9 protein-coding genes and 1 pseudogene are annotated in these 14,831 nt (G+C 64.1%); 4 read left to right on the top strand and 6 right to left on the bottom strand.

The features are described from left to right. Positions 1 to 847: 847 nt before the first annotated feature. Positions 848 to 1,204 carry a hypothetical protein gene (locus VZF99_RS16340; RefSeq protein WP_341875631.1) on the bottom strand — a complete coding sequence of 119 codons (357 nt, stop codon included), beginning with the start codon at positions 1,202 to 1,204 and terminating at the stop codon, positions 848 to 850. Between the two features lie 245 nt (positions 1,205 to 1,449). On the opposite strand from VZF99_RS16340, the gene mobF reads away from it, so the two are divergent. Beyond that, on the top strand, positions 1,450 to 4,974 hold the full coding sequence (gene mobF, locus VZF99_RS16345) for a MobF family relaxase (protein ID WP_341875632.1): 3,525 nt from the start codon (positions 1,450 to 1,452) through the stop codon (positions 4,972 to 4,974). A gap of 148 nt (positions 4,975 to 5,122) precedes the next feature. Here the strand turns inward: mobF and VZF99_RS16350 are convergent, their stop codons facing one another. Further along, entirely contained in the window at positions 5,123 to 5,374 is a 252-nt protein-coding gene (locus VZF99_RS16350; RefSeq protein WP_344393158.1) for a hypothetical protein, read from the bottom strand. Positions 5,375 to 5,611: 237 nt separating this feature from the next. On the opposite strand from VZF99_RS16350, the gene VZF99_RS16355 reads away from it, so the two are divergent. Then, positions 5,612 to 5,851, top strand: a complete 240-nt coding sequence (locus VZF99_RS16355) for a helix-turn-helix domain-containing protein (protein WP_182657748.1) — start codon at positions 5,612 to 5,614, stop codon at positions 5,849 to 5,851. 256 nt (positions 5,852 to 6,107) lie between these two features. Here the strand turns inward: VZF99_RS16355 and VZF99_RS16360 are convergent, their stop codons facing one another. The 4 genes from VZF99_RS16360 to VZF99_RS16375 all read right to left on the bottom strand — a co-directional run bounded on the left by VZF99_RS16360 (position 6,108) and on the right by VZF99_RS16375 (position 13,065). Beyond that, complete coding sequence (locus tag VZF99_RS16360) at positions 6,108 to 7,430, bottom strand: hypothetical protein (RefSeq protein ID WP_407336169.1); 1,323 nt, start codon at positions 7,428 to 7,430, stop codon at positions 6,108 to 6,110. Between the two features lie 822 nt (positions 7,431 to 8,252). Then, the gene (locus VZF99_RS16365) at positions 8,253 to 8,468 is read right to left on the bottom strand and encodes a toxin-antitoxin system HicB family antitoxin (protein WP_378002173.1); all 216 of its coding nucleotides are present in this window, start codon (positions 8,466 to 8,468) and stop codon (positions 8,253 to 8,255) included. Positions 8,469 to 9,028: 560 nt separating this feature from the next. Next, positions 9,029 to 9,811 (bottom strand): AAA family ATPase, encoded by a 783-nt coding sequence (locus tag VZF99_RS16370; RefSeq protein ID WP_341875634.1) that lies wholly within the window; start codon positions 9,809 to 9,811, stop codon positions 9,029 to 9,031. Positions 9,812 to 10,230: 419 nt separating this feature from the next. Further along, positions 10,231 to 13,065: a DNA methyltransferase gene (locus tag VZF99_RS16375; RefSeq protein ID WP_341875635.1), complete on the bottom strand. Its 2,835-nt coding sequence runs from the start codon at positions 13,063 to 13,065 to the stop codon at positions 10,231 to 10,233. Positions 13,066 to 13,483: 418 nt separating this feature from the next. Between VZF99_RS16375 and VZF99_RS16380 the strand changes: the two genes are divergently transcribed. Further along, positions 13,484 to 14,287, top strand: coding sequence for a recombinase family protein (locus VZF99_RS16380; RefSeq protein WP_341875636.1), 804 nt, complete (start codon positions 13,484 to 13,486; stop codon positions 14,285 to 14,287). A gap of 249 nt (positions 14,288 to 14,536) precedes the next feature. After that, positions 14,537 to 14,686: pseudogene (locus tag VZF99_RS16385) on the top strand (IS481 family transposase); the annotation flags it as partial. Positions 14,687 to 14,831: the final 145 nt, after the last annotated feature.

Raw genomic sequence — 14,831 nt, forward strand, 5'->3', positions numbered from 1 at the left:
GCAAGGCCGTACGTGGGCGCCGACGGTCGCGGCGCTGGGGCTGTTGGCGTGGTTCGTGGGTCATTGGTCGTTCGCGGTGCGACACGGGCGTGCGCTATCGGTCGGCGATAGCGCTGTGGGTGATCGATAGGACCCCACTGCGGTGGACGATCCCGCGGTATTGGCAGCTGCGCCGGCAACGTCGACAAACAGTGGCCCGCTGACACATCCGGGGCCGCCAATAAGAAAGGCCCCGCCGTCGGCGAGGCCACTACTGCGAGCGACTGTACTCCCCAGGCTTTAGAACAGTGAGGGTGTGTCGAGGGGCGCGGCGTTGCCACAGGCGCGGGCGTAGGCGCGCGCGTCCCAACCGGAGGCGAGGGCGTCGCGGACGGCTAGGGATCGGGCGTGGCGGTTGGTGTGTTGGTCGGGGTTGCGGATGGCTCCGGTGCGACCGCACGCGACGGCGTAGCGCAGGTTTGCTGACTGGGTAGAGGCGACGACATGCCCCGGGTCGACGCGTACGCACAGGGGTTCGTTGCATCGGTGTTCGGCCACGACATCGTCTGACAGTTGGTCGGCGAGCAGGAGTGCGAATCGGTGCCCGGACTCGGTGCGACTGACGCCACCCGATCTCCACGTCAGGCGTGTATAGCCGTCGACACCGCTGATCGCTGCAATGAGAAACCAGCACCCGTCCCCGGGCGCTTTGACGACCCGGGACCAGAACGCGTCGATCGCCGCCTGGGTGGGCGGCAGTGTCGAACTGTAGGGGCGAGACCGCCGCACCGCGGCCGAGGGGGCAGGCGCCGGAATCAGGTCCAGGCCTGGCAGAGGAATGTCCACGCCTGCGGGACTGGTGCGCGGGTCAGTGGGACTCGGCACCGTTGTGGTCCGAGGTCGCATCCGACGCCTGCTCGTCAGTGGTTTCCGGCGTTTCGTCTTCGGTTGCGGTGCGGTTCTTCGCGGAGCGGATCGCCGCGGCGACCTCGCGGGCGGACAGGCCGGTCATCTCGGCCAGGTCGGCCTGGACGACGCCGAGGTCCTTCAGCTCGATGAGCGCCTCCCCCAGGGCGGCCTCGGCGTCGGCGCGGGCGTCGATCGCGGAGAACACCGCCACGAGCTTTGCTTCGCGCTTGCGTGCCCGCTCCAGCTCGGTGGCGATCGCCTGGCGGGCACGGGCCCGCGCGGTCTGGGAACGCGAATCAGTCTTCGTAGCAGCCATAGCTCAAACCCTAGAGCACCACTGCGACATCAGCGAGCACCAACCACTCCCCCAACCGACCACCGCTTCACGATTGACGGCCCCTGTAGAACCGCCACCACCGTGCCCAGATACAACACTCGCTAGCGCTCACTAGAACGGCCTCACACAGTAGGCACTATTAGTGAGATCGGGAAGGCACTGGTCACGGCGTCGCGCGACGCGACGCGTAGACGCCGCCTTTCAACACGCCTACGCTGGAGCGCATGATGACCCTCCGAGCGGTACATGCAGGTACTGGATACCAGTACCTGCTGCGCTCGGTGGCCACCAACGACGCCGACCCCGAGGGCAAGTCCTTGTCGGACTACTACGCGGCGAAAGGCACCCCGCCTGGGCGCTGGATCGGCTCCGGCCTCACCGGTCTGAACTCTGAGGCAACCACGTCCGGGGCCACCGTCACGGAATCGCAGATGGCTGCGCTCTACGGCGAAGGTTTGCACCCGGACACCGACGAGAAGATGCTCGCCGGAACATCACTGTCTGACTGCAAACTCGGACGATCCTTCCCGGTCTTCACCGGAACCTCCGAGGTTCTGGCCGCACTATCTGCTGCCGAGAAGCAGTTCCTGTCAACCGAGAAAAGGCGACCCACTGTGCAGGAGCGGGCGCAGCTGGCCGAGCAGATAGGTCGCCCGTTCTACACCGAGAAGTTCGGCTACGAACACGCCTCCGGCAAAGACATCGTTGCCTGGATCAACCGCGAACGCGACCAGGTAAAGCAAGCAGTCGCCGGGTTCGACTTCACCTTCTCTCCGGTGAAAAGTGTCAGCGTTCTGTGGGCACTGGCGGACGAACAGACGTCCGCGAGAGTGGCGGCACTGCACCACGAAGCCGTGGCCGAGGCACTGTCCTGGGCAGAGGACAACGCCATCTACACCCGCGTCGGTGTCAAAGGAATCCAGCAGGTCAAAACCCGGGGACTCATCGCCTCGGAGTTCACCCATTTTGATACCCGAGGAGGCGACCCGGACCTGCACTCCCACGTCCTAGTCGCCAACAAAGTGCAAGGCCCCGACGGACGATGGTTGAGCCTGGATTCACGGGCAATCCACCAGATGCACCAAGCGATCTCGGCCCGCTACGATGCGATCCTGCACGACAAGCTCACCCGCCAGATGGGTGTCGAGTTCGAGGCCCACTACCCACACCGGGATAAGGCTCCGATCTGGGAAATCGCCGGGATTGACCGCCGACTCATCGACGCATTCTCATCCCGCCGCACCCTCGCCAGACCTGTTTACGACCGCCTAGTTGCCGAGTTTGTCGACACCCACGGGCGCCAACCTTCGCAACGTGCTGCCTACGCTCTGTGGCAGAAGGCGATCCTGGACACTCGTGACGCCAAGAAGCCCGCGCAGTCCCTTGACGAACTCCGCAACGCGTGGCGACAGGCCGCTCAAGAGCGCGTGGGAGCCGAAGCAGTCGAGGCCATCACCGAGCGCGTGACCGCCTCCGATACCGAAACAGAGCGACCGGTATTTGACGTCCAGGAGCACACCCAGCTGGTGGCTCGGCAGGCCATCTCACGGGTGACCCAGATGCGTGCACAGTTCCGCGCCTCACACGTGGACACCGCCGTATCCACCGCACTCAAGGGCTACCGCTTTACCACCGACGAGGAGCTGAATCGAGCCCACGCCGCTGTGCTGGAGTACGCCATGGAAAGCATTGCGGTGCCCCTGACACCACCGGAACCACTGACTCTGCCGGCGCAGTTGATGACTGAGCAAGACAGGGGAATTGACCGGCACGCCAACAGCGAAAAGTTCACCACCGACGCCGTCCTCGACGCCGAAACCGCTGTCCTTGACGCTGCCCAAACCCCGGTCGCAGTGTTCGCCACCGACGCCGCACTTGATGCTGCCGAGCAGGCCCACCTCGCGGCCACCGGGTGGAGCCTGAACCCCGGCCAGCACGCTCTGGCACAGCACCTGCTCACCGTCGGAACACTCGTGGCCGCAGGGGTCGGGCCGGCCGGCACCGGCAAGACCGCCTCGATGAAGATCGTGGCCGATACCTGGCAAGAAACAGGACGGAAGGCGATCGGGCTGGCTCCCTCTGCCGCCGCCGCCAGCGTGCTGTCAGAAGACATCCACGCCCCCGCCCACACCATCGACTCGCTGACCTTCACCTGGCGAGGACTCCACCCCAACCAGCCCGGACAAACCCTGTCGGCACTGCCGGTACAGATCAACCCCGGCGACATGCTCCTGGTCGATGAAGCCGGAATGGCCAGCACCGAGAACCTCGCCGCACTGACCGAGATCGCCGCCGAATCCGGGGCAGTCGTGCGACTGATCGGCGACCCGTACCAGCTGTCCGCGGTCAACTCCGGCGGCATCTTCGCGGAAGTGTGCCGCACCCCCGGCACCGTAGAGCTCGACCAGGTCATGCGCATGGGAGCAGACACCCAGCAAGCAGAAGCAACACTGGGGCTTCGTGTCGGCGACACCGATGCCCTCGAGCTATACCAAGGCCGCGACTGGATCAGTGGTGGACACCGAGAGTCCATGCTCACCGACGCCGTGCAGGCCTACCTCGCCGACCGCGACGCCGGCCGCAAGTCACTGATCATCGCCTCCCGCAACGACGACGTCGACACCCTCAACGAAGTCATCCGCGCACAACGCATCGCAGAAGGCCTCGTCGACGACACCCGCACCACCACCGTCTCCCGCTCAGACACCGTCGGCGTCGGAGACACCGTCATCGCCCGCAAGAACTCGAAGCTCTACACCACAGACAGCAAATACCTCGGGCGGGTCATCAACGGCCAACTCTTCACCGTCACCGACCTCGCCGACGACGGCACACTCGCCGTACGCGACATCAACACCGGCCAGGACATGCTCATCCCCGCCGACTACGCCGGCACCAACATGCACCTGGGCTACGCGGCCACCATCCACCGCGCCCAAGGCTCCACCGTGGATACCACCCACGCCGTCATCGACACTGGCGTCGACCGGGCCGGCCTGTACGTCGCCATGACCCGCGGCAAGAAAGAAAACCGCGTCTACACGGTCTGCGAACCTGACCTGGATCTGGCTGCCGAGGACGGGCACATGCACTCGGCCGGCGATAGTCCCGCACCCACCGCACTCGAGGTGCTGTCCACCGTTTTGGCCCGTGACACCCGGCACACCTCAGCGGTCGAAGCCCTGCGGCAGGAGTACACCGACGCCACCGACCCGCAGCGCGTGGAAGCGCTGTACCGCCACGGCGCGGACCTTGCCGCCACTGCCTTCACCGCAGCCACCCTGCCCGAGTACATCGACGCTCTCCCGCGGGCTTACGCCCACCAGATTGATGCTGATCCCGAGCTGCGCACCGAGATTGCGCACGCCTGGACCGAAGCGGCACTGGCAGGCCTGGACCCCCGCGAACTCTGGGCCCAGGCCACCGACACCCTCGACACCGCGAAATCCGCTGGCGCAGTCATCGCCCACCGAATCCGACACGTGACCCGCGAGGTCGGTGAGAAGCTCGAACTGCCCATTCCCCCACCAGAAACCACCACCGGTGACCCGGAACTGGCCACGTGGCTGACCGACACTCGCCACATGCTCACCACCGCGCCGGCCGAGTCTCCTGCCGCCACCGTGAGCGACTTCACCACGTCCTACCTCGCCCACCGAGCCGCCGAACGAGAGCACGGCCCGGACACCCACACGGCAAGCCCATCGGCGTGGGGGCCTGTCACCGACTCCTCCCCCGACCTGTGGTGACAGCCCTGTTGTGAGCCGGCGGCCATCTGAGATGTCAGGCAGCAGTGGCGGCCCATTGGTGGGGTCGGCCAGTACGTCAGGGGCGGGAATGGGCTGCGCTGGCCGCGGCAATCAGCCTCTCGGTACGGTGCGAGCATCTCGCCAAGGGTTAGGCGTGGCCAGATTCTTTGAATAGATGGGTGCGCGAGGTGGCGTCCCAGGTCAACATTCCCAGCTCGTGCAGCACCTTCAGGGACGCCAGCACGTCGCTAGCACTGGCTTGGTCATCGCCAACGAGATCGAGCGGCGTGATCGAGTGCGCGGCTCCGTCAACATCACGCAGATGCAGCGGGTGCGACAGCAGCATCTCCAGCAGCACCTCCTCAGTCAGGGACGGCACCACCTTTTGGATCGTTGCCACGACCTCGGACATCTGCCAGGCCGGGTACGGCAACGGCAAGTACAGCGCTTGAGACGGCGCTACCGTCGACGTTGTCGACGCTCGGGGGTCCACCCGGTTTCGGGACCGAGTGTTCTTGGTCTTTCTGCCTTTCGATTTAGGCATGTGCTCCCTTGGTGGTGGTTATCGTAATCAACAACCACTAGATGCTACTCATAGTCTGTAGACCGATAGTGTTCATCGGGTGAATGTGAAGGCATGCTTTGCGATGCCGACCTGCTCACCCAGTTCGGCACCCGTGTCCGCACCGCACGCGCAGGTACCGGACTGTCACAAGAGGCGTTGGCGGAAGCGTGCGGTCTACACCGCACCTACGTTGGCTCGGTCGAACGCGGTGAACGCAACGTCGGACTGCTGAACCTGCTCAGCCTTGCCGCCGCGCTGCGCGTCGATCCCGCCCATCTAGTAGAAGGCCTGCACCGCCCGCCTGCTCCCTGACCACACGTGCGTTGGCGCGCGTTCAGGCGACTTTGCTGGCAGTGGTGATCAGTTCCCACCGGACCGACACCGCCACCTCCGATCCGGCCGAAGCTCCAGCCGGCACCGACTACGCCCCTAGCGTCTTCGCTGTGTTGTTCCTTGGCCACCGAGCCGCAGAACACCAACACGACACCCACACCGCGGAACAGGAACCCATCGTCTTCTCCCCTGCCCTGTGGTGAGCGTCCCTCTAAGCCACGACCTCTGGCCAGGATCAGGCTGCGGCGCTCGACCACTGGTGAGGGGCGGCCAGCACATCTGGGGCGGGCAGGGCAGCACGGGCCGCGGCAACCAGCTCCCACCAGCTTGCCGGGTCAGCCTCCCGATGCCGGTCTTGAGCAGCCATTGCGGCCCCCCACGTGGTTGCTTCCACCGGCGGGCCGGTGGCTGTTGCTCCGTAGGCCAGCGCAATGTCGACCGGGTGGACCTGCTCGGCCTCACCGGGAGTCGGGAAGTGGCCCCACTCCCCTAGCGCGTCGGATTGATCTTGCTGGTAGCGGGTGGTGAACCACCACACAAATACCGCCGACTGCAACCGGTACAACCGCATCCGATCTGCATGCGCTCCCGTCACCCCAGCTAGCGCCGCTGCCCGGGCTAACCGGGAGCGGCCCTGGTAGACGCGCCCGTTCGAGGTGCACAAGCCGTACGCCTGGAGTGCGCCAAGCTTGCTGCGCACCGTTGCCGCGCAGATCCCAAGATGAGCGGCGATCTGCCGCACCGGCAGGCGCTGCGTGCGCAGCAGATCCCACACCCGCAAGCCGAGCACCCCTAGCGAACGGGCATGCCAGATGTCCGCGCGGGCGGATTCCAGCTCTGCTCGCAGCCGCTGCTCAAGGGCTGGGGAAAATACTGCGCCACTTCTTGTCTCCCCGCCCCCGTGCGCTACCAGCCTCCAGGTCGCGGCCCACGGGCCCACCGCCCGCTGGGTGCGCCGGATCCAGCCGCGGTCGGTCAGGTCTTTAAGCCGGTCTGCGACGGTGTCTCGGGCCAGGCCCGCTGCCAAGGCCCAATCTCTTTCGGAGAAATGGACTTCTTCAGTGGCGGCATCGAGGGTGCGGGCGGCTAGGGCGAGCAGGACCAGGCGTGCCTGGGACCCGGTTTTTCCCTGCCACTGCTGCGGTTTGCTGTCCATTCGGGTTAACAGGTCTGCGACGGTCTGCTCCACGGTGTGCCGGGCTGGGCTGGTGGTGCAGGTGGCGGGGCCGGTGTAGCTGGCCGCGGTGACGGCTTTGGTCCACTGACGTGCGAGCTCCTGCTCGGCGTCCAGGCGCGGGGTCCGGCCGACTGCTGTGCGGTGGGTGCGCAGGAACTCCAGACCCGGCCACTGCGCCGTGAATGCTGCCTCGGCGAGGTCTCGGTGTTGCATACGGGCATGTGCGCAGGCCAGCAGGATGGACCACCCAATCGCTGAGGCATCTGTGCCGGCAGCGATCGGGGTGTCGGCGAGAGCGCGAATCCTGGCGGCGAGCGGTCGGCGTGGGCCGGCCAGGTACGGACGCCCCTGGATATCAACATGCACCGGCCGGGTCGTCACCTGCGGATGCGGCCCTGAAATGGGACTCGGACGCGTGTCGAGGTGTTCGGTAACCCGATGTAAGGCTCGAAGAGATGCGGGGCGAATGTCGGTGCTACTGAGAGGGACCGAGGCTCCGCCGGAGCGGTGGGGCGAGCCCGGAGCGCGAACGCAGCCGGTGCGAGGGTTTGCCAGAGGTCCGCGGTCAAGTGAAGGCCAGGCGGCGGCGAATGCGTCCACTAGTGGTGCGAGCCGGGCTGGTGAGATCGCGGCACTGAGGCGGATCCACACGTGGTATCCCCCACCGGGCCCGGATGAGCACACCAGATGTTCGACCCCGGTGGCGCTCAAAGCGGAGGTGCAGTTGGCGAGGTCTGCGGTGGCGGTTGAGCCGGCGTGATGGGCGTCAAAGTCCAGAGCAAGCAGGCGAAAGCGGCCGGCGTCATCGGTCAAATGCAGCGCATATGGCACATCCGGGCCGGGGGCGCCGTCGGTGAAGCGTCGAGTTGTCGAGAAGGTGTGCGCTTTGCGTGGATCGACACGCACATACGGGCGCGGACTCCACGCACTCGCCACTGATTCCCACCACGTGTTGGCCTGATGGGATGCGGTTTTTCTGGTATCAGAATAGGACACGCCGTCCGGAACGAGTGGACCGTCCGGAAGGTATGACCTACCCTGAGAGGTGCCTGGAAGCACAGCTCTCCTAAATGGTGAGCAACCCCGAGTTCGAGCGCCAACTCAAACTCTTGACTTTCGATCCCGGTCCACCGGTCAGTGGGCCGGGATCAGTCATTTTGCGGATTGCATGATCTTTAGTTGTCAGTCACAGATCTGACTACTTCACGCTGGGATCGCCTCCTGGTCGTCAAAATTCGACACGGCTTCGGGCATGCCGAGGTGTGTCGCAGCGACTTCGGCTACATACTGGTTCATGGAGATGCCACGTGCTTTGGCTTCACGTCGAAGCGCGTCGTAAACATCCGAAGGTACGCGGACCGTCATGCGTGTCCGCTCCCCTAGGGCTGGTCTGCCCGGCCCAGAACGTGTGGTCGCCATGACGTCAAAATTCGCATGCCTGACGTCAGAAATGGGTGCGACACGCTCACGACGTCAAAAATGACGGTAGATAGTGCGTGGGACGGCAGGCTGAAGTTCAGGAGTCAGTCGATCGTGGGTCGGCGGCCCGCCATCCTCGCTTGAAACTCGAGTTTGGCATTGGTCTGAGAGCATCGACCAGAACCAGCGCCATTCGGAGGGCGCTAGTGGGCGCCGGCGCCCGATCCGATGCTGCTCAAGACTGTTGATTCCTGATCAGCAGTCTCGAGACTCCAAGTACTCGACGATTGCGATGTCGGTGATAGATGCGATGCTTATAGAGCGGTCGCCTGTCTCGTAGCGAAGCTTGTCGACAGCGCGGAGTAGCCGCGCTTTCGTTGATGGGCGCAGCCGGACATTGTGCTGCTCCGTCAGTCGCTCCTCCCCTCGCCCAGCTGGCTGGGTTGGCTGTGGGGAGGGAAGCGGCACGGCAGCGGCCGGTGTGGTGGCCGGGGTAGGCCGCTCTGGCAAGTCTGCTGCGGGGTGGGCAGCTCGTCGGATTGCGGGTTCACGCTGGACGCTCATGCTGCGTTTCCTTCGAATTCGATCGCCAGCTCGGAAAGTAGATCTGTGTAAGCCACCTGGAGAGCCAATGCCTTGCCGCCAGTAAACTTGTGGATCGGCGTGTGAGTGCTATGTGCGTCCTGTCGGGCGGTAAGTTCCGGAATGGCGGTCTTCGCGACCAGTTCTCCGTAAGTGCTACGCAACTCGCGTTCGCGGAATTGGTGCTCCCCGGTGGCCCGTTTACGGCTAAGGACGATTTTTTCCATTACGAGCCGGGGGTTCGGTCGTCTCTGAACATTGCGGATCGTTTCCTGAAGGTTCTCGATCCCCCGGACGCTGTCGATGGTCGGCTCGGTCACAGCAATGACCCCGTCGACTGTGCACAGCACGGCAAAGAGCAACTTCCCCAGTGACGGTGGACAATCGAAGAGGACCGCGTCGTAGGGCGAGAGGTCGAGCCCCTCGAATGCGATGTCGAGGCGGAAGATCAAATCGTTGGCGCCGTCTGATTCGATGTTGGCTAGTGCTTCGTTGGACGGGATGAGGTCAACCCTGTCCCATGGAGTTGCGATGACGGCGTCGGCCGCAGATCCCGAAGCTGTTCGGTTCATGAGGTCGAACGTGGTCATCATGCCGTCCGTGATTTCGACACCGAGTCCCGTGGTGGAGTTCCCTTGGGGATCGACGTCCACAATCAGAACGTTGCGCCCTTGAGCGCTCAGCGCACTAGCCAGCCCGAGCGTCGTTGCAGTTTTGCCGACGCCGCCCTTCTGATTACAGAGCGCTAACTTTCGGATCATGTACGTTCCTCTCGAAGTGGATGCCAGCCAGAGGTAGCCGCTAGTTTGGCTGGCCATGTATGTGCACTGAGGTACTCGTTGGTAGCTAGTGCTGCATCTCTAGCTACGTTACCTCTCATAGTTATCTGTGCAACGGAAACTCGCAAAGCGCACGTAACTATACGTGCCAGGCTAGCTAGCAGTGCTAGCAATGCGCGCATTGCTACAGTAGCTAACTGCGGCTCGACTGACAGTCCTCCTTCGGACGGTGACTGCACGATCAAGCAGAAGTATTTCCCGGCTACGGGCGGCAGCTGCTGGTCTGGTGTGCAGCCAGGTGGCGAGGAGCCGGGCTGGTGACCCGCTAGTTAGCGCACAGGACGCTCGCGAGCTGATCAACTCGCCGTCCCACAAGAGCACCTGAGCTCCAGCTCTCAGCGCTATGCGGTTAGTGCGGCATACCGAGCGAAGAGCAGTTCCAGCCTTTGCCGTTCGTTGCTGAGCTTTCGAGGCGACCCGAAAGCCCGGTCGATCTCCCGGTCGAGGGCATCATGCGCCTTCACCAGCGCCGGATCCATCGCCAGCGGGTTGTATGCGTTCGCAAGAGACCGTCCGGGGTGCTTCGCGCGCGCAGCGAGCACTTTCTGCCCTTGGGTGATGATCGCCGACCGCACCGTGTTGCCGAGCTCGGGGACTGGAAAGGTGTTCCAGGTCAAGGTGTTCGAGAAGCGCAGATCGGATTTGATGCGCCCGCCCACGGCTCGCTGCCACACGATGAACATCGACGACGAGATCAGTGCGAACAGAAGGCCGTCTTCGTCGGCGACCTGGAAGTTTGCGTTGCCCGAGATCACCTCTGGAAGAAATCGTTGTGCCAAGAAGTACGGGCGGTTTTCACTTACATGGGCGGGGATCGCCAGGAAGGGGACCGCGGTACTTCTGATCTCGGTGAATAGGTGCGGGGTGTAGGCGGCTTCGCGGGTGCTTGCTTTGCGGCTACCAGCACGGAAGCTTTGACAGGCTTTGATCTGCCCCCTCAAGTAGGAGGACGCTTTCAAGTCGGCGGGATCGAAGTCGTCGTCTGCCATCCAGAGGCACCATCTGTCGGTGCCGTTGATGAGTTCTTTTGCTCCGATGTAGGGGCGTACGTACTTCATCGCGATCGGATCGTGTCCGGGACGCGGTGTGCCAGCCTTCGGGACAAGGTGCCCGCCATCGGCAGGTTTTGATCCGTAGGTCACGGCACCAAGTTCTAGCGAGAGCGGTTGCGAGCGCTTGGCCACGAGCACGTTCGGACCGTCGATGAGATAGGCGTTTATGCCTTGTTCGACGATGGCTTCGACTGGGGCTGCGTTGACGTCGGGGTAAGTCCACAGTCTCTGCTTGGCGCCGCGGTCTCGGGTGAATCCAACGATGACGCAGTGCACTGCTGCTTTGCCGGGCGCTTCGGAGTCCCAGGCGAAGGTGCGGTGCGCGTACTTGATGCGCCAGCCCTCGCGTTGGATGGGCCTAAACAGTGCAGGTACTGGTTGCCCCTGCGTGATCGAGCTGGTCGTGACGTAACCGAACTCTCCAGCACGCCCGTCGCTGTATAGGTGCAGGGCTTGGGCATGCCAACCAGTGACGAAGTCGAGGTAGCCGTCATAGTCGCGGCCCCATACCCGGCGCATATCGGCGGTTTGTTCATCGGTTTTGGTGTACTGCCCGATGAAGGGCGGGTTGCCGAACACGTAGGTGTTGCCGCCTGCAGTAGCTGGAAAGAGGTCTTTCCAGTCCTCTTGGAGGGCGTTGGTGTGGTGGATGTGGGCGGTGATCGTGATGGGCAGGCGTTCGGGCGCTTGGCCGACGGCTGCGGCGAGTTCGCGATTGGCTTGATGGTCAACGAGGAACATGGCGGTTTCGGCGATCTTGGCCGGCCACCAGTTGATCTCAATACCGTGAAACTGGCCGATGGTGAGTTTGGTTTCCAGCGTGGCGTCCAGTGCCATGCCGGTCTGCCCCTCACGGGTACGGATCTCGCGGATGATTTGGGTTTCGATCCGTCGCAAGTCGCGGTAGGCGACCACCAGGAAGTTCCCGCACCCGCAGGCCGGGTCGACGAACACGTGAGTGGCGAGACGGTCGCGGAACTCGCGTAGCGCTTTGACGCTGGTGGACTTGTTTCCGCAGAGTCGGTCGGCTTCGGCCTGGAGGTTGTCGAGGAACAGCGGGCCGATGGTTTTGAGGATGTTCGTCTCGGAGGTGTAGTGCTCACCGGCTGCGCGACGGGCCTCTTTGCTCTTGACGAGTTGGAACATGGCGCCGAACACGGCCGGGGAGATGCGGGTCCACCGGAAACGGCACGCTTTTAGGAGCGCGTCGCGCATGCCTGGGGTGAAGTATTCCAGCGGCAAGGGATCGGCGAACAGGGCGCCGTTGACGTACGGGAAGCGGGCCAGCAGATCGCCCAGGTTCTTGTTGCGTTTGCCGGTAGGGGTGTTGAGCACGCCGAACAGGGAATGCAGTTGTGCGCCGAGGTTGTCGGCGTCGGTGCGTTGCTCGACCCAGCGGTGGAACAGGTCGGCTTCCCAGAGGCCGGCGTCGTCGCCGTAGAGCAGGAACAGGATGCGGGTCAGCATCATCGAGGCCCGCTGCACGCTCTCGTCTTCGTCGTCGGCATCTTCGGCAAGCGCCAGGTCGTCGCCGACGGCTTGGTCAGCTTCGTCGCCGACCATTGCTTCGTAGAGCTGGGCCATGAGTTGCGCGGCGTGGATGGAGGCGTCCTGCTCCTCTCGCCGCGTGACGGTCTCGTGCCCGGCGAGGAACAGCATCGCATCGAGGTGTGCGGGCACCTCGTCGATGGTGAACTCGACGTGATTCTCGCCCTCTCCGAGTTGGTCGATGCGGATTCGCTCGAAGTCGGTGACGACCACGTACTTGGGGAACTCGTGCGGTCCGACTGAGCCGCCCGCGAGGTAATCCTGGGCCTGGGCTTGGGCCTTGTCCAGGTCGACGCCGAGGGACTTTGCTTCGCCGATGAACACCCCGGACTGGAATACGTCGATCGAGCCACGACTGCCGGTAGAGGCACGCCTGGCTTCGCGCTCGAATAGGTCGATGCGGGCGGCATTGACGTCGAAACACGCGAGCAGGTCGGACCAGAAGGACTGAGCGAAGCTCGACTCAGTGCCGGTGATCTTCTCCTCGCGCCACTCGGCGATGCGTTCAGACCAGTGGGCCGAAAAGCCCCGAAGCTGTTGAAGGATCTGGCCGCGGTCCAACGTCGTCGCCGACACTCACACACTCCTGGTCTACGCAGATGATCTCGGGCAGTCCTGCCAGCACGGACGATCACTCGCGGGTATGCATCTCACACTATCTGCCCGCCTTCCGGACAGCGTGCTCTCGATTCGAGCGCGTCGTTGCTGGCGGCTCACGGCCGGTGCGGGCGGCGACGCGTGCAAGCGCTCCGACGGTGGTGGCGACCTGGTTGTTGTCCAGCGGCATGGCTGCGGCTCCGCCCCACCACTACGTGAGTTGGCGGCTCGGGAGGCGACAAAGCAAACCTGACCGTCTCTCTGGGGTACACCCGTGCGGGACGATATGCCGCCGGCCATCGCTGCTGTGTCGCAGGGTCTAGTTCGGCACTTATGAAACGCCTTCCCGCCGGGTCTAAGATCTATTGATACAGATTCCGGGCGAAAGGGACTTCCGATGGCTGATCGGATCGGGACGTTGCTGAACCGTTCGGGTGGTGGTGTCGAGGAGGTGCTCATCGTCAGCCGCGGGAGCGTGCGGACTCGGTTCCGGCGCCGGGACGAGCTGGGTTGGAACTTTCGGGTGGAGTCGACGGACTCGGAGAACGTCATCGAGCGGAAGTCGCAGCCACAGCCGGGCCCGAAGTCGACTCGCCGGGCGTCGCGTCCGCGTGGGCAGCGGGTGGCGTACGTGCGGGTGTCGGCCGCCGATCAGAACGAGGCGCGCCAACTCGAGGCGGTGGGGGAGTGCGACCGGGTTTACGTCGAAAAGCAGTCCGCTCGCTCTCGTGCCGATCGTGTGAAGCTAGAAGAGTGCATCAGATATCTGCGAGACGGCGACGAGCTGGTTGTTGCGTCGATGGACCGTCTCGCCCGTTCCCTGGTTGATCTCAAGCAGATCGTTGGCGAGATCACCGCGAAGGGTGCGAGCGTGGAGTTTGTCCACGAGCGGGCCACCTACGCCGCCGGCGCTCAGGATCCTCGAGCGGATCTGATGCTCTCGCTGCTCGGGGCGTTCGCCGAGTTTGAGCGGGCCATCATCCGTGAGCGTCAGGCTGAGGGCATCGCCATCGCCAAGGCAAAGGGCAAGTACAAGGGGCGAAAACGCGTCCTGACTGACGAGCAGATTGACAAGGCTCGGGCCCGCATCGAGGCGGGGGAGGGGCCGTCGGCGATCGCCCGCGAGCTCGGAGTGGGTCGGTCGACGCTCTACCGCGCTCTTCAGCGGGTGCAAGCCGGTTCCTCAGACGTGGCGCGCTGAGGTCGAGCGAGGTGCCTATAGAGCCTCGTCTGATCGATCGGGTCCGGCAAGGAGCTGCTCGCCGAAGGTGAAGCCAGCTGCGTCGAGCACCTTCGCCCAGGCATACGAGCGAGAAAGGGGCGCAACACGTCGCATTAGCTGCGATGTCCAAGGAGGTTGTCCCGATTCGCGATGGTGACTTCGGCTGAAGGCGTCCGGTTGTGAAGTGGAGCCGTCTGGTTCAATGCTTCACCGACCGGAGGCCTTCGTATTCCTAACGCGACCCTGACCCCACGCTCCCGTTTGCGGCTGACAACACTGATCGTCGACGACGGGTGGACCTATGTCACTGCGGCGAAAATGTTCATGGTCGCGCCCCGAACCACAAGAAAATGGGCCGACCGCTACCGCGCCCAGGGACAGATTGCGCCAGACGCAATAGCTAGGAGACTGCTGAACAAGCTGTGATCCTGGCCGCGGGGGCGGTGCCTGTGGTGGGCGAGTAGCTGGTTGTCCGTGTTGTGGGGTGTGGGCCTGAGATCTCCGGCGGTACGGTCGCGGCGCC

It is taken from the genome of Dietzia kunjamensis (assembly GCF_045689975.1).
Classification (GTDB): Bacteria; Actinomycetota; Actinomycetes; order Mycobacteriales; family Mycobacteriaceae; genus Dietzia; species Dietzia kunjamensis.